The sequence below is a fragment of the Pseudomonas sp. D1-1 genome (assembly GCF_051132225.1).
GTDB lineage: Bacteria > Pseudomonadota > Gammaproteobacteria > Pseudomonadales > Pseudomonadaceae > Aquipseudomonas.
On the sequence record NZ_CP071676.1, the window covers coordinates 5,150,196 to 5,174,919 of the forward strand.

General features: G+C 61.5%; 17 protein-coding genes and 1 pseudogene. 13 read left to right on the forward strand and 5 right to left on the reverse strand.

The genetic code is table 11. From position 1 onward, the window contains the following. Positions 1-69: 69 nt before the first annotated feature. Both J3P86_RS23245 and J3P86_RS23250 read left to right on the forward strand, forming a co-directional pair. Positions 70-1,788: a C13 family peptidase gene (locus tag J3P86_RS23245; protein WP_434698958.1), complete on the forward strand. Its 1,719-nt coding sequence runs from the start codon at positions 70-72 to the stop codon at positions 1,786-1,788. A gap of 27 nt (positions 1,789-1,815) precedes the next feature. Continuing rightward, a complete protein-coding gene (locus J3P86_RS23250) occupies positions 1,816-2,457 on the forward strand; it encodes an oxidoreductase (RefSeq protein WP_305498565.1) in 642 nt (213 codons plus the stop codon). Between the two features lie 208 nt (positions 2,458-2,665). Here the strand turns inward: J3P86_RS23250 and J3P86_RS23255 are convergent, their stop codons facing one another. The 4 genes from J3P86_RS23255 to J3P86_RS23270 form a co-directional block, all read right to left on the reverse strand. Next, a complete protein-coding gene (locus tag J3P86_RS23255; protein WP_434571586.1) occupies positions 2,666-2,950 on the reverse strand; it encodes a YceK/YidQ family lipoprotein in 285 nt (94 codons plus the stop codon). Continuing rightward, positions 2,943-3,590 carry a flavin prenyltransferase UbiX gene (gene ubiX, locus J3P86_RS23260; protein ID WP_305498563.1) on the reverse strand — a complete coding sequence of 216 codons (648 nt, stop codon included), beginning with the start codon at positions 3,588-3,590 and terminating at the stop codon, positions 2,943-2,945. The genes J3P86_RS23255 and ubiX overlap by 8 nt, the downstream gene beginning before the upstream one ends. Beyond that, positions 3,587-4,936 (reverse strand): UDP-N-acetylmuramate:L-alanyl-gamma-D-glutamyl-meso-diaminopimelate ligase, encoded by a 1,350-nt coding sequence (mpl, locus tag J3P86_RS23265; RefSeq protein WP_434655415.1) that lies wholly within the window; start codon positions 4,934-4,936, stop codon positions 3,587-3,589. Before mpl ends, ubiX begins: the two co-directional genes overlap by 4 nt. A 231-nt stretch (positions 4,937-5,167) precedes the next feature. Further along, entirely contained in the window at positions 5,168-7,072 is a 1,905-nt protein-coding gene (locus tag J3P86_RS23270; RefSeq protein WP_434698959.1) for a sigma-54-dependent Fis family transcriptional regulator, read from the reverse strand. 470 nt (positions 7,073-7,542) lie between these two features. Between J3P86_RS23270 and exaC the strand changes: the two genes are divergently transcribed. The 10 genes and pseudogenes from exaC (at position 7,543) to J3P86_RS23320 (ending at position 18,574) form a co-directional block, all read left to right on the forward strand. Beyond that, complete coding sequence (gene exaC, locus J3P86_RS23275; RefSeq protein ID WP_305498559.1) at positions 7,543-9,063, forward strand: acetaldehyde dehydrogenase ExaC; 1,521 nt, start codon at positions 7,543-7,545, stop codon at positions 9,061-9,063. Positions 9,064-9,301: 238 nt separating this feature from the next. Beyond that, complete coding sequence (eat, locus tag J3P86_RS23280) at positions 9,302-10,750, forward strand: ethanolamine permease (protein WP_434698960.1); 1,449 nt, start codon at positions 9,302-9,304, stop codon at positions 10,748-10,750. Positions 10,751-10,807: 57 nt separating this feature from the next. After that, the gene (locus J3P86_RS23285) at positions 10,808-12,202 is read left to right on the forward strand and encodes an ethanolamine ammonia-lyase subunit EutB (RefSeq protein WP_434627924.1); all 1,395 of its coding nucleotides are present in this window, start codon (positions 10,808-10,810) and stop codon (positions 12,200-12,202) included. Between the two features lie 24 nt (positions 12,203-12,226). After that, positions 12,227-13,051: an ethanolamine ammonia-lyase subunit EutC gene (gene eutC, locus J3P86_RS23290; protein WP_434696705.1), complete on the forward strand. Its 825-nt coding sequence runs from the start codon at positions 12,227-12,229 to the stop codon at positions 13,049-13,051. Positions 13,052-13,157: 106 nt separating this feature from the next. Then, a complete protein-coding gene (locus J3P86_RS23295; RefSeq protein WP_186641436.1) occupies positions 13,158-13,619 on the forward strand; it encodes a GNAT family N-acetyltransferase in 462 nt (153 codons plus the stop codon). Between the two features lie 443 nt (positions 13,620-14,062). Beyond that, positions 14,063-14,719, forward strand: a complete 657-nt coding sequence (locus J3P86_RS23300) for a DedA family protein (protein WP_305498554.1) — start codon at positions 14,063-14,065, stop codon at positions 14,717-14,719. A 6-nt stretch (positions 14,720-14,725) separates the two neighbouring features. Further along, entirely contained in the window at positions 14,726-15,538 is an 813-nt protein-coding gene (locus tag J3P86_RS23305) for a zinc-dependent peptidase (RefSeq protein WP_434698961.1), read from the forward strand. A 111-nt stretch (positions 15,539-15,649) separates the two neighbouring features. Next, the gene (gene ppa / locus J3P86_RS23310; protein ID WP_024780093.1) at positions 15,650-16,177 is read left to right on the forward strand and encodes an inorganic diphosphatase; all 528 of its coding nucleotides are present in this window, start codon (positions 15,650-15,652) and stop codon (positions 16,175-16,177) included. Positions 16,178-16,382: 205 nt separating this feature from the next. Further along, positions 16,383-17,114 (forward strand): LexA family transcriptional regulator, encoded by a 732-nt coding sequence (locus J3P86_RS23315; protein WP_434601930.1) that lies wholly within the window; start codon positions 16,383-16,385, stop codon positions 17,112-17,114. Positions 17,115-17,712: 598 nt separating this feature from the next. Continuing rightward, positions 17,713-18,574 (forward strand): annotated as a pseudogene (locus J3P86_RS23320) (PDDEXK nuclease domain-containing protein). A 176-nt stretch (positions 18,575-18,750) separates the two neighbouring features. Here the strand turns inward: J3P86_RS23320 and J3P86_RS23325 are convergent. Continuing rightward, the gene (locus J3P86_RS23325) at positions 18,751-19,110 is read right to left on the reverse strand and encodes a DUF6124 family protein (protein ID WP_434627913.1); all 360 of its coding nucleotides are present in this window, start codon (positions 19,108-19,110) and stop codon (positions 18,751-18,753) included. 507 nt (positions 19,111-19,617) lie between these two features. Between J3P86_RS23325 and J3P86_RS23330 the strand changes: the two genes are divergently transcribed. Beyond that, positions 19,618-24,468: an RHS repeat-associated core domain-containing protein gene (locus tag J3P86_RS23330; protein WP_434698962.1), complete on the forward strand. Its 4,851-nt coding sequence runs from the start codon at positions 19,618-19,620 to the stop codon at positions 24,466-24,468. Positions 24,469-24,724: the final 256 nt, after the last annotated feature.

Genomic DNA, 24,724 nt, shown 5'->3' on the forward strand with positions numbered 1-24,724 from the left:
ATGCAGTTTCGCATCGCTTCAACGCGCATAGCTGCGGCATACTCGTCGCCTGATTACCTGGATCCCGTTATGCGCGCACTTGTACCCCTGACCCTGACCCTCCTGCTCACCGCCTGCGGAAACGGCGAATCACCGCTGCCCCCAGACGCACGCCTGCCCGACGGCGGACGCTATCGCGGCGATCTGGTAGACGGGCTGTTGCAGGGCCAGGGACGCATCGACTATCCCAACGGCAGCTGGTACGCCGGGCAGTTCGACAAGGGCCAGTGGCACGGCACCGGGGAATGGCATGGCAGCAATGGCGAGGTCTATCGCGGCCAGTTCCAGCATGGCCTGTTCCACGGCCAGGGCAGCCTGACCACACCGACCAGCAGCTACACCGGCGGTTTCAAGTTGGGCCGGCGGGACGGTGAAGGCACGCTCAAGGAAAACGGCGTGACCTACCGGGGCGAGTTCAAGGCCGACCGCTACTCCGGTCTCGGCCGCCTGGAACTCGACGACGGCAGCCAGTACCAAGGCCCGTTCGTCAACGGCAAGCCCAACGGCGAAGGCCAGCGCTTCGACGCCAGCGGCAACCAGTTCACCGGCCATTTCGTCGACGGCCAGCTCCAGGGCAAGGGCACGTTCAACAGCGCCGAAGGCGACGTCTACATCGGCGGCTTCAGGAATAACCAGCTCAACGGCCGCGGTCGCTACGAAAACGCCGATGGCGATGTCTGGATTGGCCAGTTCAAGGACGGTGCGCTGACCGGCAAGGGTGAACTGATCGGAGCCGATGGCAGCCACTACCGCGGGCGCTTCAATGACTGGCGCTTCACCGGCGAAGGTCGCCTGAACCTGCCCGACGGCAGCTTCTACATCGGCCAGTTCGAAGGCGACAGCTACCACGGGCGCGGCACGCTGGTGCTGACCGACGGCACCGTACAGAGCGGCACCTGGGCCAACGGCCAACGAATCCGTGACGCCGACGGCAAGCTGTTGCCCGATGTGCTCGAACTCGGCCTGCTGGCCCAGGGTCGCCTGCTGGACGAGGCCCTCGCCAACATCCCGGCCTCGACGTCGGCGGTGGAACTGTACAGTCTGACCCTGGGCGGCGATGGCAAGCAAAGCGTGTTCCTGCGTGAGTCCGACTATGTCGCCAACATGCTCGCCAGCCGTTTTGGCGCATTCGGCCAGATTCGCCTGGTGAACCATCGCGATCACCTCGGCGACCGGCCCATGGCCACTCGCGAAAACCTGCGCCGTGCCGCTGCCACGCTGGCCGAACGCAGCGGCCCGGAAGACCTGGTGTTCATCTACCTGACCAGCCACGGCAGCAGCGAACATGAACTGGTACTCGACCAGCCGCGCATGGAGCTGGCCGACCTGCCCGCCGACGAGTTGGCCGCGGTGCTGGCGCCGCTGAAGAATCGCGACAAGATCATTGTGATCTCGGCCTGTTATTCCGGCGGTTTCATCCCCGCGCTCAAGGACGAACGGACCCTGATCATGACCGCCTCCCGGGCCGACCGAGTGTCTTTCGGCTGCTCCGAGGAGGCCAACTTCACCTATTTCGGCGATGCCTTGTTCGCCCAGGCGCTGAACCAGACCGACGATCTGGAACAAGCCTTCAAGCGGGCCAAGGGCATCGTTGCCGAACGGGAGCAGGCGGACAATTTCGAAGCGTCCGAACCACAGATGTGGGCGCCCCGGACCGTGCTTTCTCATTGGCAGCTGTTGCGCAAGCAACAGGCGCGAAAAGCATTGCAAAGTGCTGCGTTGAACGACGAGGCTAAAAAGAGCAACTAAGCTGAACCGTATCAAGGGGGAAACACTATGTACTTGACGCCTCAGCATGTTTTGCTCGCCGGCGCGACCGGATTGACCGGGGAACATCTACTGGACCGGCTGCTGAACGAGCCGACCATCACGCGGGTACTGGCGCCTTCCCGCCGGCCATTGGCCGAACACCCGCATCTGGAAAACCCGGTTGGGGAACCGGCCGAACTGCTGCCACGGCTTGGCGGCCAGGTCGACATCGCCTTCTGCTGCCTCGGCACGACCATCAAGAAAGCCGGCTCCGAATCGGCCTTTCGCGCGGTGGACCTGGACCTGGTGGTGGCCTTCGCCAAACGCGCGCGGGAATTGGGCGCACGGCACCTGGTGGTGATCAGCGCCCTCGGGGCCGACCCGAAATCGTCGATTTTCTACAACCGGGTCAAGGGTGAAATGGAAGCTGCGCTCCGCGCACAGGATTGGCCGCAACTGACCATCTGCCGACCTTCGTTGCTGTTGGGCGACCGGGTTGAACCACGCCTGGCCGAGCAACTGGCCGGCCCGTTGTCCAAGCTGATCCCCGGCAAATACCACGGCATCGAAGCCTGCCAACTGGCCCGGGCCATGTGGCGACTTGCGCTGGAGGAGCAGGATGGGGTGCGGGTAGTGGAGTCGGATGAGTTGCGCAAGCTGGGCAAATGATCTGACGCCAGGGGCAGCGCGATCAGTGTGGCGAGGGGATTTATCCCCGCTGGGCCGCGGAGCGGCCCCCGGGCAACCGAAAATGTCATGCAGTTGCCAGGGGAATACCCCTACCTCTTGGGACTGCTTCGCAGTCCAGCGGGGATAAATCCCCTCGCCACAGATAAATCCCTCAGCACAGTTAGATTTTCTCAAGCCACGGTGGGTGCTACATCCCACCGGTCGCTTGAAACCCCACGCCAATCACCGTCAGCAACGACAACGGCAACAACAACGTATCCAGCAGCGCACTCCCCGGCAAATCGAGACCCGGATAGCTCGGCGCCTCGGCGCCAAAACGGTCCTTGGCGCAGCAGCCACCGTTAAGGGCGTACATGTCCAGCCGCGTCCCCGCATACACCACCGGCGCTCCCGGCTTGGCGGCGTCAAGGGTGCGCGCGGTGGCACAGCCAGTCAGCTGCAGGACCAGCAACACCGCCAGCAGCTTATTCATCGCTGCCCGGATGATGCTCGCCCCAACGTGGCAGCATGTCTTGCGGCAGGTTCAGCAAGTTGAGGATCCGCGCGACCACAAAATCGATCAGGTCGTCGATGGTCTGCGGCTGATGGTAGAAGCCCGGCGAGGCCGGCAGGATGGTCACGCCCATGTTCGACAGCTTGAGCATGTGCTCCAGGTGAATGCTCGAATACGGCGCTTCCCGCGGCACCAGGATCAACTGGCGGCGCTCTTTGAGCGTGACGTCCGCCGCCCGCTCGATCAGGTTGTTGCAGGCCCCGGTGGCGATCGCCGACAGCGTACCGGTGGAACACGGCACCACGACCATCGCCGCCGGCGCGCCGGAGCCCGAAGCCACCGGTGACATCCAGTCTTCCTTGCCATACACACGAATCTGCCCTGCCGCCGCACCGGTATACTCGGTGAGAAAGGCCTGCATCATCTGCGTCTTGGGTGGCAACGTCACGTCGGTCTCGGTGGCCATCACCAACTGCGCGGCCTTGGAGATAAGGAAGTGCACCTCGCGATCCTCACGCACCAGGCAATCGAGCAGGCGCAAGCCGTACTGGGCGCCGGAAGCGCCGGTCATTGCCAGCGTGATGCGTTCGGGACCGTTGCTCTCCAAGCGAGTATTCATTTCAGTGCCTCGGCGAGTTTGCCGTGCAGGCCGCCGAAGCCGCCGTTGCTCATGATCACCACATGGGTGCCGGGCTGGGCCTGGCTCTTCACGCGCTCGATGATGCCCTCCAGGGAATCGCTGACAATCGACGGCACCGTGCACAGCGCAGCCGTGGCGCCGAGGTCCCAGCCGAGGTTGGCCGGCGCGTACCAGATCACCTGGTCGGCATCGACCACGCTTTCCGGCAGGCCGTCGCGGTGAGCGCCGAGTTTCATGGAATTGGAGCGCGGCTCGATGATCGCAATCAGCGGCGCATCGCCGATGCGCTTGCGCAGACCGTCGAGGGTGGTGGCAATAGCGGTCGGATGGTGGGCGAAGTCGTCATAAATGGTGATGCCGTTCACCTCGGCAACTTTCTCCATCCGCCGTTTCACACTCTTGAACGCACTCAACGCGGCGATGCCCATGGGCGGCACCACCCCGACGTGCCGGGCCGCCGCCAGCGTCGCCAAGGCGTTGGCGACGTTGTGCTGGCCGGTCATGTCCCATTCGACCACGCCTTGGGACTGTCCTTCGAACATGACTTCGAACGCCGAACCGTCATCCTTGAGTAGCTTGACCTGCCACTGACCGCCCGCACCGGTGGTCTGCACCGGGGTCCAGCAGCCCATTTCAATGACCCGCTGCAAGGCCGGCTCGGTGGTCGGATGGATGACCAGGCCTTCACTTGGGATGGTCCGCACCAAATGGTGGAATTGGCGCTCGATGGCCGGCAGATCAGGGAAGATGTCAGCGTGGTCGAACTCAAGATTGTTGAGGATCGCCGTGCGCGGACGGTAGTGGACGAATTTCGAGCGTTTATCGAAAAACGCGCTGTCGTATTCATCGGCCTCGATCACGAAGAATGGCGTGCCACCGAGGCGCGCCGACACCGAAAAATTCTGCGGCACGCCACCGATCAGGAAACCCGGGCTCATGCCCGCGTGCTCCAGCACCCAGGCGAGCATACTGCTGGTGGTGGTCTTGCCGTGAGTACCGGCGACGGCCAGGACCCAACGGCCCTGCAGCACATGATCGGCCAGCCACTGCGGCCCCGACACGTACGGCAAGCCTTTGTTGAGCACGTATTCCACCGCCGGGTTGCCACGGGACATGGCGTTGCCGATGACCACCAGGTCCGGCGCCGGGTCCAGTTGCGCCGGGTCGTAACCTTGGGTCAGCTCAATGCCCTGAGCCTCCAGCTGGGTGCTCATCGGCGGGTAAACGTTGGCGTCGGAACCGGTCACATGATGGCCCAGCTCCTTGGCCAGGACCGCCATCGAACCCATGAAAGTGCCGCAAATACCGAGAATATGGATGTGCATAGTCGACCTCGTAAAACATGGCCGCAGGTTAGCGTAGGGAGGGGGAAATCGCACCTTGTGTTTAAACTTCACGCCACCTGAACACCACAAATCCCCTGTGGGAGCGAGCTTGCTCCGGGCGGCGATCCGACGATAGCGGTCTATCAGCCTCCAACAATGTTGAATGTGCTGCCGTCATCGCGAGCAAGCTCGCTCCCACAGTTGACCGCATTTCTCCAAGATGAACGCGGTTCAGCGGGCAATCGCGTGTTTGCGCAGCTTTCGGTAAAGGGTATTGCGGCTGATGCCTAATTGCTCGGCGGTGTGGGTCATGTGCCAACGCTGACGTTCCAGCGCATCGAGCAACGCCAGGCGCTCGGCATCTTCCAACGGATGCTCGGTCGGGGTTTCGGTCACCGCAACCGGGCGCTGGCGAATCATCGCCGGCAGATCCTCCAGCCCAATCCGCCCGCCGTCGCACAACGCCGCAAGAGTCCGCAGCACATTGCGCAACTGCCGCACGTTGCCCGGCCAGTCGAACGCCAGCAGCGCCTGGCGCGCCGGTTCGTCGATGGACACGGTCTCGGCGCCGCTCTCCTCGGCCAGAAGGAAATCCAGCAACTGGGATTTGTCGCTGCGCTCGCGCAATGCCGGAAGCGGGATTTCCAGGCCGTTGAGGCGGTAGTACAAATCCTCGCGAAAACTGCCGTCGGCCACGCGGTCGAGTAATTGCCGGTGAGTGGCGCTGATGATGCGCACGTTCACCGCCTCGGGTTCGCCGCCGATGGGTACTACCTGACGATCCTCCAGCACCCGTAGCAAACGGGTCTGCAAGGCCAGGGGCATATCACCGATTTCATCGAGAAACAGCGTGCCGCCGTCGGCCTGTTGCAGCTTGCCGCGCATGCCTTCCTTGCGCGCGCCGGTGAAACTGCCGCCGCGATAACCAAACAACTCGCTCTCGATCAGGCTTTCCGGAATCGCGGCGCAATTGAGCGCGACGAAGTTTTTCCCGGCGCGCTGGCTGGCGTGGTGCACGGCCTTGGCAAACGCCTCCTTGCCGGAACCGGTTTCGCCCTGGATCAGCAGCGGCACATCGCGCTCGAACACCCGCAAAGCCTTGCGAAAATGTTCCTGCAACGCCGCGTCCCCCAGGCAGATGCCCGGCAGACGGGCGGGTTCGACAGCCTTGAGCGCAGGCGCGACCGCAGCCGGCACGCTACGAGCTTGCCCACGCAGGACCGCGTACAAGTGCCGACCGTCACGGGTGCGCAGCGGCCAACTGGCACTGGCCTGGGCGCTGGCCCGGCCCAGTAACTCATCCAGCGAACAGTCGAAGAAGTCCTCGACCCGCTGGCCGAGCAAGCCACCGCGAAAGTGCCCGAGCAGGTTCAGCGCGCTCTGGTTGACTGCACAGATGCGTCCTTCGCCGTCGAACGCCATAAGCCCTTCGCTGAACAACCCCACGGACTCGGCCTGCAGATGAAAGCGCAGCAGCCATTGATTATCGAAACAACGAAGGAAATAACAGCTCTCGATCATCTTCGCCGAGAGATTGACCAGGGCCATGGTGTGAAACTGGCTCTGGCGCGATACGTCCGGCCGCGCCGAAGACACGTCGAGCACCGCCAGCAGCTCGCCATGAGGGTCGAACACCGGGCTCGCCGAGCAGGTCAGGCCGGTGTGGCGGCCGCGAAAATGTTCTTCCTGGTGGATGGTCAGGGCCTGGCGTTCCACCAGGCAGGTACCGATCCCGTTGGTGCCTTCACAGGCTTCGCTCCAGTCGGCGCCGAGCCAGAGGCCGGCCCGTTCGAAAATCTTCCGTTCGCTGGGGGCGGTGACGCAATTGAGGATCACGCCCCGGGCATCGGTCAACAGCACCGCATGGCCGGCGCCGGACAATTGCTGGTGCAAGCTGGTCATCTCGGTACCGGCGATATGCAGAACCTGCTGCAGGCGCTCGCGACTTTCCAGCAACCGGCCATGCTCGAGCACGGTCGGCGCCAGGTTCTGCGCCGGGTCGAGGTGATAGTCCTCGAGGCAGCGCAGCCAGGAACGGGCAATCGACGGATCGCTGCCAGGCCCCTGCAAATGGGCCTTGCCCTGGGTGACCGTGAGGACTTGCCGGGCATGGCGACTCAAATGGTTGCTGTGCATTTCTTATTGTTCTCCCGAAGGACCCTTTGGACCTGCCAACACCTTACCCGTGGCGAGGGAGTTTGCTCCCGCTGGGCTGCGCAGCAGACCCAAAACCTGAGCACGCGGTGCATCAGGCTGACCGAGTTGGCTTTGGGGGGACTGCTTCGCGGTCCAGCGGGAGCAAGCTCCCTCGCCACGAAAAGCGGTCCGTCCATAGACTTGGCTTCAACGCCAGCATCCTCCAGCCCAACCACCTTTGCAATGCTGGCGCGACCTGCCAGTCACAGACTGTCTCGCCGATGGCACAAACTGTCACACCCGCCGTATCGCAACCGTGACACAGCCCCTCCGTTTGTCCGACCAGCTCCTCCCAAAGTCTTGATTTCCGGGCCCCACAAGGCAATGGCCCGACCTTTGCTCTAGGCTTGAGTACCAGCGCGTTTTTTGCGCGGCTCCCTAATAAGCACAAAAGCCAAGGAGAACTCATCATGCGTTACGCTCACCCCGGTACTGAAGGCGCTATCGTTTCGTTCAAGGCCAAATACGGTAACTACATCGGCGGCGAGTTCGTCGCGCCTGTCAAAGGTCAGTACTTCACCAACACTTCCCCGGTCAATGGCCAGCCCATTGCAGAATTTCCGCGTTCCACCGCCGAAGACATCGACAAAGCCCTCGACGCTGCCCACGCGGCCGCTGATGCCTGGGGCGCCACGTCGGTCCAGGCGCGTTCGCTGATCCTGCTGAAAATCGCCGACCGCATCGAACAGAACCTCGAAACCCTGGCGATCACCGAATCCTGGGACAACGGCAAGGCCGTGCGTGAAACCCTCAACGCCGACATCCCCCTGGCCGCCGACCACTTCCGCTACTTCGCCGGTTGCCTGCGGGCCCAGGAAGGCGCCGCCGCCGAGATCGACGGCAACACCGTGGCCTATCACATCCATGAACCGCTGGGCGTGGTCGGGCAGATCATCCCGTGGAACTTCCCGCTGTTGATGGCCGCCTGGAAGCTCGCGCCAGCCCTGGCCGCCGGCAACTGCGTGGTGCTCAAGCCCGCCGAACAGACCCCGCTGGGCATCTGCGTGCTCATGGAGCTGATCGGCGACCTGCTGCCGCCGGGCGTGCTGAACGTTGTGCAAGGTTTCGGCAAGGAAGCCGGCGAAGCCCTCGCCACCAGCAAACGCATCGCCAAGATTGCCTTCACCGGCTCGACACCGGTCGGCTCGCACATCATGAAATGCGCCGCCGAAAACATCATCCCGTCCACCGTGGAACTGGGCGGCAAGTCGCCGAACATCTTCTTCGAAGACATCATGCAGGCCGAGCCGAGCTTCATCGAAAAAGCCGCCGAGGGCCTGGTGCTGGCGTTCTTCAACCAGGGTGAAGTCTGCACCTGCCCATCCCGGGCGCTGGTGCAAGAGTCGATCTACGACGAATTCATGCAAGTGGTGATGAAGAAAATCCAGCAGATCAAGCGCGGCGACCCGCTGGACACCGACACCATGGTCGGCGCCCAGGCGTCCGAGCAGCAATTCGACAAGATCCTGTCTTACCTGGAAATCGCCCGGGGCGAAGGCGCCGAGCTGCTGACCGGCGGCAAGGTGGAAAAACTCGAAGGCAACCTGGCCAGTGGTTATTACATCCAGCCGACCCTGCTCAAGGGCACCAACAAGATGCGCGTGTTCCAGGAAGAAATCTTCGGCCCGGTGGTGAGCATCACCACCTTCAAGGACGAAGCCGAAGCCCTGGCGATCGCCAACGACACCGAGTTCGGCCTCGGCGCCGGCCTCTGGACCCGCGACATCAACCGCGCCTACCGCATGGGCCGGGCGATCAAGGCGGGTCGCGTCTGGACCAACTGCTACCACCTGTACCCGGCGCATGCCGCGTTTGGCGGCTACAAGAAGTCCGGCGTGGGGCGTGAGACGCACAAGATGATGCTCGACCATTACCAGCAAACCAAGAACCTGCTGGTGAGCTACGACATCAATCCGTTGGGGTTCTTCTAAGCCAGAGAGGGCGAGACAGGCTTTCCTGCTTCGCCCTCTGGATTGCTTTCGCGAGCAGGCTCGCTCCCACAGGGATCTGTGGATAACTCTTTTTTGGGTTGGCATAGATCCACTGTGGGAGCGAGCCTGCTCGCGAAGTCGGCGGTCCAGCTTGCATCCATGCTGCATGCAACACACCGGTTCCAAGAGCAGCCCCGCTCCAACAGGGCCAAAAAACAATAAAAACAGGTAAACCCTTATGCCAAGCGATCATGCAAACCCGCAACCGGCAACGTCCTCGGTCGACTTTGAAAAAGTCGGCTCCGAATATTTCCAACAACGCGAGCTGAAAAAAGGCGCGGCAGGCTGGGTCCTGCTGGTGGGGCTGGGGGTGGCGTATGTCATCTCCGGCGACTACGCCGGCTGGAACTTCGGCCTGGCCCAGGGCGGTTGGGGCGGGATGTTCCTCGCCACGCTGCTGATGGCCGCGATGTACCTGTGCATGTGTTTTTCCCTCGCCGAACTGTCCTCGATGATCCCCACCGCTGGCGGCGGCTACGGCTTTGCCCGCAGCGCATTCGGGCCTTGGGGCGGATTTCTCACCGGCACGGCGATTCTCATCGAATACGCCATCGCCCCGGCGGCGATTGCCGTGTTCATCGGTGCTTATTGCCAATCGCTGTTCGGGATTGGCGGCTGGATGATCTACCTGGCGTTCTACATCATCTTCATCGCCATCCACATATTCGGGGTCGGCGAAGCCCTCAAGCTGATGTTCATCATCACTGCTGTCGCCGCCTTGGCGCTGGGGGTTTTTCTGGTGGCGATGGTGCCGCACTTCAACGTCGCCAACCTGCTGGACATCCCGGTCACCGAGGCCAAGGGCGCCAGCCCGTTCTTGCCCTTCGGCTACGTCGGCGTCTGGGCGGCGATTCCTTACGCGATCTGGTTTTTCCTCGCCGTCGAGGGCGTGCCACTGGCCGCTGAAGAAACCAAGAACCCCAAGCGCGACCTGCCACGTGGCCTGATTGGCGCCATGCTGGTGCTGGTGGCGTTCGCCCTGCTGATCCTGGTGATCGGCCCCGGCGGCGCAGGCTCCAACGCGCTGATGGCGTCCGGCAACCCACTGGTGGAAGCCCTGGCCAAGGCCTATGGCGGCTCGACCTGGATGGGCAGCTTCGTCAACCTCGTCGGCCTGGCCGGTCTGATCGCCAGTTTCTTCTCGATCATTTACGCCTACTCGCGGCAGATCTTCGCCTTGTCCCGCGCCGGCTACCTGCCGCGCAAACTCTCGGAAACCAATAAAAGCAAGGCACCGGTGTTGGCGCTGGTGATTCCCGGCATCATCGGTTTCGGCCTGTCCCTGACTGGCCAGGGCGACCTGCTGATTCTGGTGGCGGTGTTCGGCGCGACCATTTCCTACGTGCTGATGATGGCCGCGCACATCACCCTGCGCATCCGCCGCCCCAAAATGGACCGGCCGTACCGCACGCCGGGCGGGATCTTCACCTCGGGCGTGGCGCTGGTATTGGCTTGCATCGCCGTAGTGGCGGGCTTCCTGGTGGACCCACGAGTGGTGATCGGCGCCGCGATCATCTATGGAGTGTTAATTGCTTACTTTGCTTTCTACAGTCGGCATCACTTGGTAGCAGGCACGCCCGAAGAGGAATTCGCGGCCATTCAAAAAGCCGAAGAAGCCCTGCACTAAGCCGTAACGTGCCGAAAACCACGGCGCCGCCCAGCGGCGCCGTCACGGAGAACCTGTATGGCCAGCTTTGCACACACGGTCGGCGCCCAGACCTACCGCTTCGACAGCCTCAAAGACCTGATGGCCAAGGCCAGCCCGGCGCGTTCCGGGGATTTCCTGGCCGAGATCGCCGCGCTCAACGATGGCGAGAGGGTGGCCGCGCAAATGGCCTTGGCCGACTTGCCACTTAGTCATTTCCTGCAGGAAATGCTGATTCCCTACGAGGCCGACGAGGTCACCCGGCTGATCGTCGACACCCATGACAAACAAGCCTTCGCCGCCGTCAGCCACCTCACGGTCGGCGGCTTTCGCGACTGGCTCCTTAGCGACGCCGCCGACGAACACAGCCTGCGGGCGCTGGCTCCCGGGCTGACGCCGGAAATGGTCGCCGCCGTCTCGAAGATCATGCGCGTGCAGGACCTGGTACTGGTTGCACAGAAAATCCGCGTGGTCACCAAGTTCCGCGGCACCCTTGGCCTGCGCGGGCGCCTGTCCACTCGCCTGCAACCGAACCATCCGACCGACGAACCCGCCGGCATCGCCGCAAGCATCCTCGACGGCCTGCTCTTCGGCAATGGCGACGCCATGATCGGCATCAACCCGGCCACCGACAGCACGGCCTCGATCTGCGCGATGCTGGAAATGCTCGACGCCATCATCCAGCGCTACGACATCCCGACCCAAGGCTGCGTGCTGACCCACGTCACCACCTCCATCGAGGCGGCAAACCGCGGCGTGCCGCTGGATCTGGTGTTCCAGTCCATCGCCGGCACCGAAGCGGCCAACGCCAGTTTCGGCATCAGCCTGAGCCTGTTAAAAGAAGGCTACGACGCCGGGCTCAGCCTGAAGCGTGGCACCCTCGGCAACAACCTGATGTATTTCGAAACCGGCCAGGGCAGCGCGCTGTCGGCCAACGCCCACCACGGTGTCGATCAACAGACCTGCGAGACCCGAGCCTACGCCGTGGCGCGCCATTTCAACCCGTTCCTGGTGAACACGGTGGTCGGCTTCATCGGCCCGGAATACCTGTACAACGGCAAACAGATCATCCGCGCCGGCCTCGAAGACCATTTCTGCGGCAAGCTCCTGGGCGTGCCGATGGGTTGTGACATCTGCTACACCAACCACGCCGAAGCCGACCAGGACGACATGGACACCCTGCTGACCCTGCTGGGCGTGGCCGGGATCAACTTCATCATGGGCATCCCCGGCTCCGACGACATCATGCTCAACTACCAGACCACCTCGTTCCACGACGCCCTCTACGCCCGCCAGACCCTGGGCCTGAAACCGGCGCCGGAATTCGAGCAATGGCTGGCGAACATGGGCATCTTCACCCAGGCCGATGGTCGGGTGCGGTTCGGTGACAACCTGCCGCCGGCGTTTCGTCACGCCTTGGCGCATTTGGGATGAGCTGCATTTATGAGTGAGTTGCCCATGGATAAAAAACCTGTCGATCCACAAAACCCCTGGCTGAATCTGCGCAACCTGACCCCGGCACGCATCGCCCTGGGCCGCACCGGCACCAGCCTGCCGACCTCGGCGCAACTGGATTTCCAGTTCGCCCACGCCCAGGCCCGCGACGCCGTGCACCTGGCGTTCGATCACCAGGGCATCCGTGCACAACTCACGGAGCGCGGCCACGAAAGCCTGCTGCTTCACAGCGCGGCGGCAGATCGAAACAGCTATCTGCAGCGTCCGGACCTGGGCCGACGGCTCGACGATGCTTCCGTACAGATCCTGCAGGACTACGCGGCGGCCCACCCGGGCGGCGTGGATTTGGCTATCGTGGTGGCTGACGGCCTGTCGGCGCTGGCGGTGCATCGCCATACGCTGCCGTTCCTGGCGCGACTGGAAGAACAGATCACCGCTGAAGGCTGGTCTGTGTCGCCAATCGTTTTGGTGGAACAAGGCCGGGTGGCCGTGGCTGATGAAGTGGCCGAACGGCTCGGCGCGAAGATGTCGGTGATCCTGATCGGCGAACGCCCCGGCCTCAGCTCCCCCGATAGCCTGGGACTTTATTTCACCTACGCCCCCAAAGTTGGCCTGAACGACGCCTATCGCAACTGCATCTCCAATGTCCGCCTCGAAGGCCTGAGCTACGGCATGGCGGCGCATCGCCTGATCTACCTGATGCGCGAGGCCTGTCGCCGGCAGCTTTCGGGGGTCAATCTGAAGGACGAAGCCCAGGTTCACACTCTAGAGGCGGAAAACGGTGCCGATATGAAAGGTAATTTCCTACTGGCGCCGCCCCCAAGCTGATCCGTTTAGCCAATTGCGTTTTTGATCCGCTTTCAGGCAGCATCTTGGCACGGTAGTCCGCCGTTGTTGTCGGACGCCATGTCGACCCTTGCAGACGAGACCTACCATGCGGATTATCCAAGCGACGCTGGAACACCTGGACCTGCTGACCCCATTGTTCGTCAAATACCGGGAGTTCTATGGCTCGCTGCCCTATCCGGACTCGTCCCGGGCGTTCCTGGAAAAACGCCTGCGCCGCAAGGAATCGGTGATCTACCTGGCCCTGCCGGATGACGACGACAGCCGGTTGCTGGGGTTCTGCCAGCTCTACCCAAGCTACTCGTCGCTGTCGCTCAAGCGCGTATGGATCCTCAACGACATCTACGTCGCCGAAGACGCCCGCCGCCAGCTCGTCGCCGACAACCTGATCCGCACCGCAAAAAAAATGGCCAAGGAAACCAACGCCGTGCGCATGCGCGTCTCCACCAGCAGCAACAACGACGTGGCGCAGAAAACCTACGAATCGATCGGCTTCAAGGAAGACACCGAGTTCAAGAACTACGTGTTGCCGATCAGCGAAGGGCTTTGATCCCTCTGGGCTGCCCGCAACAACCCTGGCCTGAGGCCTGACTCAGCCCCCCGTGGCGAGGGAGCTTGCTCCCGCTGGGCTGCGCAGCAGCCCCAATCCAACTGACACAGCACGCCCGTCCTGTGGCGAGGGGATTTATCCCCGCTGGAGCGCGAAGCGGTCCCGACAGCAGGCAACTCGGTTAACCTGGTGACCGCGTGCTCAGGTTTTAGGGCTGCTGCGCAACCCAGCGGGGATAAATCCCCTCGCCACAGGTACTCAATCTCGTCACAAGCTGTTCGCCAGTCTCGAAATCCCCAGCTACAAACTCCCCCCGCTCATCACCCTCCACCCCGTATAATTCCGATCTTCCCGGCTTGTAAGAAAAAGCTGCACACGCTGTAGTCTTACTCCAAGCCAGCCCCACCAGCCCGCAGAGCCGGGCCGCCACCAAGGTGTCATTCATGGACTTCAACCCACTCGACCTCATTCTGCATCTCGACGTCTACCTCGACATGCTGGTGACCAACTACGGGACGTGGATCTACGCCATCCTGTTCCTGGTGATCTTCTGTGAAACCGGCCTGGTGGTGATGCCGTTCCTGCCAGGCGATTCCCTGTTGTTCATCGCCGGCGCGGTGGCAGCCGGTGGCGCCATGGACCCGCTGCTGCTAGGAGGGCTGTTGATGCTCGCGGCGATCCTCGGCGACAGCACCAACTACCTCATTGGTCGCACCGCCGGCGAGAAGCTGTTCAGCAACCCGAACTCGAAAATCTTCCGCCGCGACTACTTGCAACAGACCCACGACTTCTACGACAAACACGGCGGCAAGACCGTGACCCTGGCGCGCTTCCTGCCGATCATCCGCACCTTCGCGCCCTTCGTCGCCGGCGTCGGCAGAATGCCCTACCCGCGTTTCTTCGGCTTCAGCGTCCTCGGCACTGTGCTCTGGGTCGGTGGCCTGGTGACCCTCGGCTACTTCTTCGGCAACGTGCCCTTCATCAAGCAGAACCTGTCGCTGCTGGTAGTGGGGATCATCCTGCTGTCGCTGCTGCCGATGATCATCGGCCTGGTACGCAGCAAAATGAGCCAGCGCGGCTCGAAAGCCGAGACGCGCTGATCGGCCATGTGGTCTCTCAGCACCTGGCGTCGCCGCCGCACCCTGGCCAAACACCCCGTTGCCGACGAAACCTGGCAGCGGGTGCGCCATCAACTGAGCTTTCTCGACGGTATCAGTGCCGAGGAAGACCGATGGCTGCGTGACGCCAGCGTGCTGTTCCTGCACGACAAACACCTCACCGCCCTGCCGGGCGTCGAACTGCACCAGGAACAACGCCTGTTGCTTGCCGCCCAGGCGCAACTGCCGCTGATGCACCTCGGCGAGTTGAACTGGTACCAGGGCTTCCACGAAATCGTTCTCTACCCGGACGACTTCCTCAGCCCCCAGCGCTACCGCGACGCCAGCGGCATCGAACACGAGTGGGACGGCGAACACAGCGGCGAAGCCTGGCCCCAGGGCCCGATCATCCTGGCCTGGGACGGCGTGATGGCGAGCGGCGGCTGGGAAGGCTACAACCTGGTGATCCACGAACTGGCGCACAAACTCGACATGCTCAACGGCGACGCCAACGGCCTGCCGCCGCTGCACGCCGACATGCGCGTCAGCGACTGGGCGCAAGCCATGCAAGAGGCCTTCGACGACCTCAACCGCCAACTGGACCTGAACCCCGACGCAGAAACCGTCATCGATCCCTACGCGGCGGAAAACCCGGCGGAGTTCTTCGCCGTCACCAGCGAGTACTTCTTCAGCGCCCCGGACCTGCTGCATCAGGCCTACCCAAAGGTGTACGAACAGCTCAAGGCGTTCTACCGCCAGGACCCGTTGGCCCGGCTGCGGCAACTTCAGGCCGAAGATCCGGTCTATCAGGCGTCATACTAAGGTCTCTAAGACCCTGGTAACGTGGCATCAGCGGCCGAATATGCCTATAATCGCCGCCACTTTTTGGTCAATCCGACCAGTCATCTGGTCAACTAACGGGGGCACCGCCCAATGAGCTACAGCAAGATTCCGGCTGGCAAAGACCTGCCGAACGACATCTACGTCGCAATCGAAATCCCGGCCAACCACGCCCCGATCAAATACGAAATCGACAAAGACAGCGATTGCCTGTTCGTTGACCGTTTCATGGCCACCCCGATGTTCTACCCGGCCAACTACGGTTACATCCCCAACACCCTGGCCGACGACGGCGACCCCCTCGACGTACTGGTCGTGACCCCTTACCCGGTTGCGCCAGGCTCGGTCATCCGCGCCCGTCCTGTCGGCATCCTGAACATGACCGACGACGGCGGCGGCGATGCCAAAGTCATCGCAGTACCACACGACAAACTGTCGCAACTGTATGTCGACGTGAAGGAATACACCGACCTGCCAGCCCTGCTGATCCAGCAGATCGAACACTTCTTCGAGAACTACAAAGACCTCGAAAAAGGCAAGTGGGTCAAGATCGAAGGCTGGGCCGGCGCCGACGCCGCCCGCGAAGCGATCACCAAGTCGGTTGCCGCCTACAAGGGCTGAAACTGCAAGTAAAAGAACCCCGGTATGCACCGGGGTTTTTTTATGCCTTAATGCCGCTTAATACGTGAAAGTATTAACATGGCCACCCAATTGTTTATTTATGTTTAACTTGCCTAGTTACATTCAGGCAAACGGAAAGATCATCTTATAAATCGGAACGACATGTTTATTGCTGAAAACACAGTCGGTCCTAAACTTTCCGTTTATGAAAATCATATCCAGCGGCGATCGCTTCAGAGCCCTTCTCAAAGAAGCCAACATCCGATCTGTCGACTTCGCCAGGCTTTACGGCGTGAAGTCGCAGCACGTAAACAACTGGTTCAACCGCGGCATCCCGCCGGGGCGCATCCACAACATTGCCCGCATGCTGACCGTCAGCCCTGAATGGCTCGCCAGCGGTGAAGGCCCGCAAACCCCGTTGGGGCTCGGCCCGGGCATCACCTACGACGCCGCGGAAACCCAGGGCGTCTACAGCGTGCCGGAAACCCTCGACATCGAACTGCCCTTCCACAAGGAAGCGCCCATCGCCCCCGGCGAAACCACAACGCACATCATCGAAGACCCCGACCAGTCCATCCGTCTGCCCCGCAGCCACCTCGAATCCCTCGACATCAACCCCAACGACGTCATTTGCATCACCATGGTCGGCGACAGCATGGCCGAACGCATCGAAGACGGTTCCACAGTCGCCATCGACCGCGGCCTGACCCAAGTCGTCGACGGCCAGATCTACGCCCTCGAACACGACGGCATGCTCCGCATCAAATACCTGCACCGCATCCCCGGCAACCGACTGCGCCTGCGCAGCCAGAACAGCGCCGCCTACCCCGACGAAGTCTTCAGCGCCGAACAGATCGAAGCCCAGCACATCCGCGTGATCGGCTGGGTCTTCTGGTGGTCCACCCTCTCGAAAAAACGACCGCAGGTGTTCGATTGATTCATGCGGCTCCTACCAACACAGCTCCCCCGTGGCGAAGGAGCTTGCTCCCGCTGGGCTGCGCAGCAGCCCCTGCTTTTTACCTGCATTCCGCTAACCCAATGATTCCACACCACTTACCACTGGGATTCCGAAGCAAACCCGCGTATCCTGCGCCCCACATTTGCGAGCCCACGCCTCGCACTGACAAGGCAGATCACTTTCTGACCAAGTCCCACAGCCGGCCGCAAGAGCCGGATGTACGTTTTGAAGGCTGGTAAGGTTTGTCAAAAACGAACTGAATCAGTCAACGAGAAGCCGGCCATAAGCCGGCTTTTTAATGTCTGGTGGAAATTCATACACAGTGTTCGCGATGCTGACACTTTCTCTGTCGATGAGTAATAAAGACCCAAAGTAAGCATTTTCATTTTTTACTGAGTGAAATTTCCGAAAGGACGCAACCCGCTTGCGCCTCATAAATGCGCAGCTTAGTCTTCGATCGTCACTGCCAACAAAATGATTAGACCTTATAGCCCGCCACTGACTGGACAACGAACGTCTTCATCTGCATGACGCTTATGATTTCTGCCTGTCGCCCCCTGAACCATGAGAGAAAAGCATGAGCGAACACCCTGTTAGCCTAAGCATGCCCCCGGAAGGTTATGGCGACTGGCTGGCTGACCTCAAGAGCCGTATTCACAATGCGCAGCAGCGCGCCTCATTGGCAGTGAATCGCGAACTGGTTTTGCTCTATTGGCAGATCGGTCAGGATATTTTGATCCGGCAAACACAACAGGGTTGGGGAGCCAAGGTAATCGACCGGTTGTCTCGAGACTTGCGTACAGCCTTTCCCGATATGAAAGGCTTCTCCCCACGTAACCTCAAGTACATGCGTGCCTTTGCTGAGGCGTGGCCTGACGCAGTGTTTGTGCAAGGGGTGCTTGCACAATTGCCTTGGTACCACCAATTGGCGCTGCTGGACAAACTGCCAAACCCTGAAACGCGCTGCTGGTATGCCGCCGAAGCCATCAAGCACAACTGGGGTCAAACATGTCACCGATTTCCTGCTGGAACTAGGCGCAGGCTTTGCCTTCGTCGGTCAACAGGTGTTGCTGGATGTAGGCGGCGAGTTCTTCATCGACCTGTTGTTCTATCACCTCAAGCTACGCTGCTACGTGGTGATCGAACTCAAGGCAGGCAAGTTCAAACCCGAACATCTGGGGCAGCTAAGTTTTTACCTCACCGCAGTGGATGCCCAGCTCAAACACCCTCAGGACGGCCCGACCATTGGTCTTCTGCTGTGCAAAAGCAAGAATAAGGTAGTGGCTGAATATGCGCTGCGTGATAGCGCACGTCCCATCGGTGTAGCTGAATACCAATTGGTGGAGTCTCTGCCCGCGGAACTACAAACCAGCCTGCCTAGCATTGAACAGATCGAGCGAGAGCTGGCAAGCGGCAAGTCCATGGAAGACGATTCGTAATGAAGTTGCTCCCTTCAATCCCTCAACCCCTCCAGGCCTCAACCGTCAACGGCAGGTCATTCAGCTCAACAGGTTGTTTCACGCTCTGAGCGCTCGTCGTTTCGTGGTATTCGGATGTAAAAAGGCCTTGCCAAGCAAGACCTTTTTTACGCCTGGCGGGCAGCCAACCCCCCGCCCTACCTCATCTCAACAATATCCAAAGCCCGGTTCGCCAACAACTCACTTAGCTCAATCAACTGCAAGATCCCCAACGCGACATGCCGTCGCGAGCCTTCCAGATCGAATGCCAGATCATTGATCATCGCATTGGCAGAAGCCAGGCTTTCGCTCAGGTTCGCGAGCAGGCACTCCATGTCCACATCAGGCGCGACGGTAAACAAGGCGTCGGGCTTGTTAGACGTTTCGTTTTCAGGGGTAGGCTTGAGATCGGAATCGAAAGCCCGGTTGGTAGCATCATCGACTTTTTTGTTGCGAGCAGACTGAGCGCGAGGCTCATGTCCATCTATAGCTGGGGGGTTCGGTGTAATTTTGGCCATGGAAAAGCTCCTAGAGTCGGTTGGAGCTGCCACCGTTCGCTGCGAAACGAATTATGGGTGGCAGCTGTACGCGGGTTCGCAGACCGGGACTCTAGGGACCGGCAGACCCGAGGGTCTCCCACGCACAGCCACCTCTGACGAAAGTACAGACATGGGCTATCTGCTTTCGAAGGTGACATTGTGCGTCTATAGAGTCCGGGCTGCGAAACCCGATCACTGATGAGCAGTGACAGGACCCAAGCTACCGACCAACCCCAAGCCGCACAAGCCGGCCGATTCTGGCGTAGTTGTAGGCAACGGCGCAAGACAGCGTCAGCCCCTTTCCAGATCCCACGAGCCGGATAAACACCCTAGGCTGAGTCGCCTCCATTTCAGCGCTTCGGCTTGCCCCCGACAACGTAGTGGCAATTAAAGAAACGCCCTACACGCCCTGCTTCTTTTCCTGACTTATTTCCTTTGCCGCCCCCGGCAAAGTCTCGCGTCTACCCTGCGCCGCGAGATGCCTGCATGCCCTTCTACGAGAAAATCCTTGCCCAGGGCAACGTCATTGGCTCGCTGGTAATGGCGGCCATGGACTCGGACCAACCCGATGTCGAACGGGTGCTGAAGGATTTCCGCCAGTGCCTGAGCGACTACGACACCTGGGCGGAAGATTTCTGGGCCGGCCGGTCGCTGGACATCAAGCAGGCGTTCAAGGTGGGCGACGAGGTCGCGCTGGCGCCTGCAAGAGCCGGCGGCAAGCAGGTCAGTTCTCTGGTGGCGCGGTGTCCGGCACAGGGCCCGTTGACGCTGGTGCATATGTTCCAGGCCTCGCGTTTCGTGCCGATCGGCAACACGCCGGTGATGCTGGAGCCCATCCTGGGGGGCGAGCCGGGGAGGGAAAGGTTTGGCGAGGCGGTGCGTCACGACATCGGCCCCAGCGGCATCTTGGAAATACCTGAATGCGACCGCGGCCGGCGGTACCGCATTACCTTTTTTCCTGATCTGACGACCGTTCACGTCAAGGCGCTGTACGCGTCCTACCAGCAGCTGATCGTCGAGCTCGAAGGTTGGCTGAAAGCCGAGTGGAACGAGTTTCAACCGCTGTGGAAGGCGTTTTCCGAAAGCGCTTTTCTAAAGCGTGTCGACGTATTGCAGCAGGCTCAGTTGCGCGGTTTTGAACACGCGCTGCATGGGCTATGGGACGATATCAAGCAGGTCTTCGATCTGTTGGCGGACCTGCGGGCCAACAGCGAAAAATTGCTGGAGTACCTCACCGAGGTCGAGCTTGAGCAGCTGCTGAAAGCCCCGGCAGAGGCGATAGCGAAAGCCTTGATGATCTTGAGCGACGAGCCGTTGCTCTTGGTCTACACGGCGGCCTTCACCAGTTGGCTGCGGATGTTGCCGCCGCAGTACATGGCTGAAGTCATGGGCGAAATACGCGCCGCCATTCTGATCAACTTTTTGTTGGCGCGTTTTACCGGCGGCCTGGGTCTGGGTCTGCGCCTGACCGGCAAAGTGTTGCGCCATGTCCGCTCGGAACGCGCCCGCGAGTGGTTGCAGGCATCCAGCCAGCGATTGGGCCAACTCGGCGGCGGCAGCCTCGACAAACACGCCGATGTACTGAAACCGCTGGTGATCGGTGGCCGAGGGCCGTCGGTGGGGCCGGCGCCCGTCACGCCGTTGCAGATCACCACGGGGTCGGTGCCGCTGTCGGTCAGACGTCCGGTCCCGATCGTGCGGGAAAAATCCCAGCCTGCTTCACGACTGAGCAAGTACGAACCCCACGACGACGCCCCGACCCCATCGAAAAACCCCAACGGCGACCCCGCCGACAGCGCCGCCCAGACCCGCACCGACGGCTGCCCGGTGTCGATGGTCACCGGCGAGGAACTGCTGACCCTGGAGGACGGCACCCTCGACGGGCGCTTGCCCTTCGTCTTCACCCGCCTCTACCGCACCAGCGCCGCCGAGCTGGACGTCGGCCTCGGCCGTGGCTGGAGCCATGGCCTGGCCCATCGCCTGGTGATCGAGGGCGAACAGGTGACCTGGATCGATCAGGAAAACCGCCGCACCACCTTCCCTCGCCCCAACCTGCAACGCCCGGCGATCCACAACAGCCTGGCCCGCGCGGCGATCTACCTGAGCTGCGAGCCGGACGAACTGATCATCGCCCAGCCCGGCGAAGACGCCCCTTTCCTGCACTTTCGCGACGGGCATCTGACAGCGCTGAGCGATCGGTACGACAACCGCCTGACCGTCCAGCGCAACATCTACGGCGACATCAGCCGCCTGGACAACGGCGCCCGGCGCGGGCTGCGGTTGCGCTACGAGCATCGCCACCTGGTCGCCATCGACTATCAGAGTTTTGACCCGAAACAGCATCCGGACGATGCCTGGCGCACCGAACAGACGCTGGTGACCTACCGCTACGACGGCCGTTTCCGACTCATCGAGGCGACCAATGCCGCTGGCGAAAGCGAGCGCTACGACTACGACGACCAGCACGTCATCCTCCAGCGGCAACTGGCCGGCGGCGCGAGTTTCTACTGGGAATGGCAAGGCCTCGGCCCGGCGGCGCGCTGCGTGCGGCACTGGGCGTCGTTCGCGCAGATAGACAGCCGCTACGCCTGGGGCGAAGACGGCAGCGTCACGGTCCGGCATCAGGATGGCAGCCAGGAAGTGTACGTCCACGACGACCGGGCGCGGCTGGTGCGCCAGGTCGATCCCGCTGGTGGCGAACAGCTCAAGGCCTATGACGAGCAGGGTCGGCTGACCGCCGAGCAGGATCCGCTGGGCGCGGTCACCGAATACCGCTACGACGAAGCCGGACGGCTGGTGGCGCTGATTCCGCCTGAAGGCGAGCCGACGTCCTACGAATACCGCAACGGTTTCCTGCACGCCCGACAGCGCGGCAAAGCCGTGTGGACCTACCGGCGTAATGCCCAGGGCGATGTGGTCGAGGCCATCGACCCGGATCGTCACAGCACCCGATACGCCTATGACGCCCAGGGGCAACTGCTCTCGATCCGCTATCCGGACGGCGGCACCCATCATTTTGTCCGCAATAGCCAGGGCCAGCTGACTGAAGAAACCCTGCCCGACGACAGCCAGCGGAGTTTTTCCTACGACACGTTGGGGCGGCTGCTGACCCGCAAGGACGAACATGGCGCGATTACCCACTACCAGTGGGATGCCGTCGGCCGCTTGCTGCAAACCACCCTGCCCACCGGCGCCACCCGCGCCTGGAGCTACAACGCCTACGGCAAGGTCACCGCCGAACGCGACGAACTGGGGCGCATCACCCGCTACGAATACGCCGACGATCTGCACCTGATCAGCCGGCGGCTCAATCCCGATGGCAGCGAACTGAAGTATCGCTACGACTCGGCGCGGCTGCTGCTCACCGAAATCGAGAACGAGGCCGGCGAAAAATATCAGTTGGCCTACACGCCCAACGGATTGATCCGACAGGAAACCGGCTTCGACGGCCAGCGCACCGGCTACGCCTACGACCTCAACGGCCACCTGCTGGAAAAGACCGAGTTCGGTGCCGATGGCAGCCAGCGGCTCACCGCTTATCAGCGCGACAGCGCTGGCCGCCTGTTGCGCAAGACCTTGCCCGACGGCAAACCGGTCGAGTACCGCTACGACGCCCTCGGCCGGCTGGTCAGCGTCGACGACGGCCACTGGCCGCTGGCCTACGAATACGACAACCAGGACCGCCTCGTCGCCGAACACCAGGGCTGGGCCACCCTGCACTATCGCTACGACGAGGCCGGCCGGCTGACCTACTGCCGCCTGCCCGACCGCAGCACCCTCAATTACCGCCACCTCTATGGCGGCGCGCTGCTAGCCATCGACCTCAACGGCCAGTGCCTGACCGAACACCGCTTCACCGGCACCCGCGAACGCCAGCGCCAGCAAGGCCTGCTGCTCAGCGACTACAACTACGACGAACAGGGCCGCCTCAAGGCCCAGACCGTATGGCAGACCCAGCAGAAGCAATTGTTCTGGCGCGACTATTCCTACAGCGCCAACGGCAACCTCGCCACGCTGTCCGACAACCGAAACCGACGCGCCTACCACTACGACCCGCAAGATCGCCTGCTGCGCATCGACTACGCCCACAGCCAGCCCCCCGAGCACTTTTCCCACGACCCGGCCGGCAACCTGCTGCTGCACGACCGCCCCGGCCCGACCACCCTCAAGGGCAACCGCCTGCTGATGGAGGGCGATCGCCACTACGACTACGACGCCTACGGCAACCTGGTCCGCGAGCGCCGCGGTAAAACCCAGTGCCTGATCACCGAATACCGCTACGACAGCCAGCACCGCCTTATCGGCCTCACCACCCCGGAAGGCAACGAAACGTCCTACCGCTACGACGCCTTCGGCCGACGCATCGAAAAGACCGTGGACGGCCAGACCACCGAATTCATCTGGCAAGGCGACCAGCTCATCGCCGAAAGCAGCGACCATCATTACCAAAGCTACGTCTACGAGCCCGGCACCTTCCGCCCCCTCGCCCTGCTCGAAGGCCAAGGCCCAAAAAACGCCACGCCGTTCTACTACCACAACGACCACCTCGGCACACCGCAGGAACTGACCAGTCACCAGGGCGAAGTCGTCTGGGCGGCGCGCTACACCGGCTACGGCAAACTCACCAAGCTGGCCCACGGCGCCGGCAAGCCACTGACCCAGCCGTTGCGCTTCCAAGGCCAATACCACGACCTGGAAAGCGGCCTGCACTACAACCGGCATCGCTACTACAATCCGGACACGGGGCGGTATCTCACGCCTGACCCGAGCAAGCTGGCGGGTGGGCTCAATGGGTACCGGTACACCCTGAACCCGACGGGGTGGGTGGATCCGTTGGGGTTGGTGGACTGCCCGGGGGGTGCTGGGTGTAAAAAGCCGGCCGTTGGCGAGCAAAATCCGACGGCTAAGGTTGGAGTGGATGAAGGTGAAGTACCCCCACCAAAACCGACATATCTTTATCGAGGAGACTTGAGGGGGCCAAACGTGATTTTTTCAGAAGGTTTTTTGAGCCGGGGCAAGAGTACTGATTTACCTCTTCACGTCGCGGATAACAAAAACCCACCAAGCAACTTCGTAAGTACCACAACTGACAGAGATGTCGGGATCTACTTTGGAACGGACTACAAAACCACTAAGGGATATCTTTACACATTAAAAAAAATACATGGGCACGATATAAACAAAGAGCTTCACCCAAATGATGTTCTCTACAGTTATGAGAAAGAAATCGCTATCCCTGATCGAATAAAACCCGAGGACATTATAGGAGTTACCCCGCTGAAAGCTGATGGCTCCTATGTAGGACACTCTCTACCCAACCCCAATAGAAGCAAATAATGAAAAATAGAAAAGTCATCCCCATTATTAGAAACAATCAAAGGGAAGAGGCATTGCTGGACATAGACAGAGAAATGCGATGCATAACACTTACACTAAAGAACAACGACCCAGAAACCTACTCTGGAGCGGACATATATGACTGCCTAGGCGACATCATAAAAAAGCATTCCGATATAAAATTTCTTTGCAAAGGTGCAAAACGGACCGTGCGCCCATCAAGCATGTCCTCACAAATGTCGTCCGGCATAGCGGC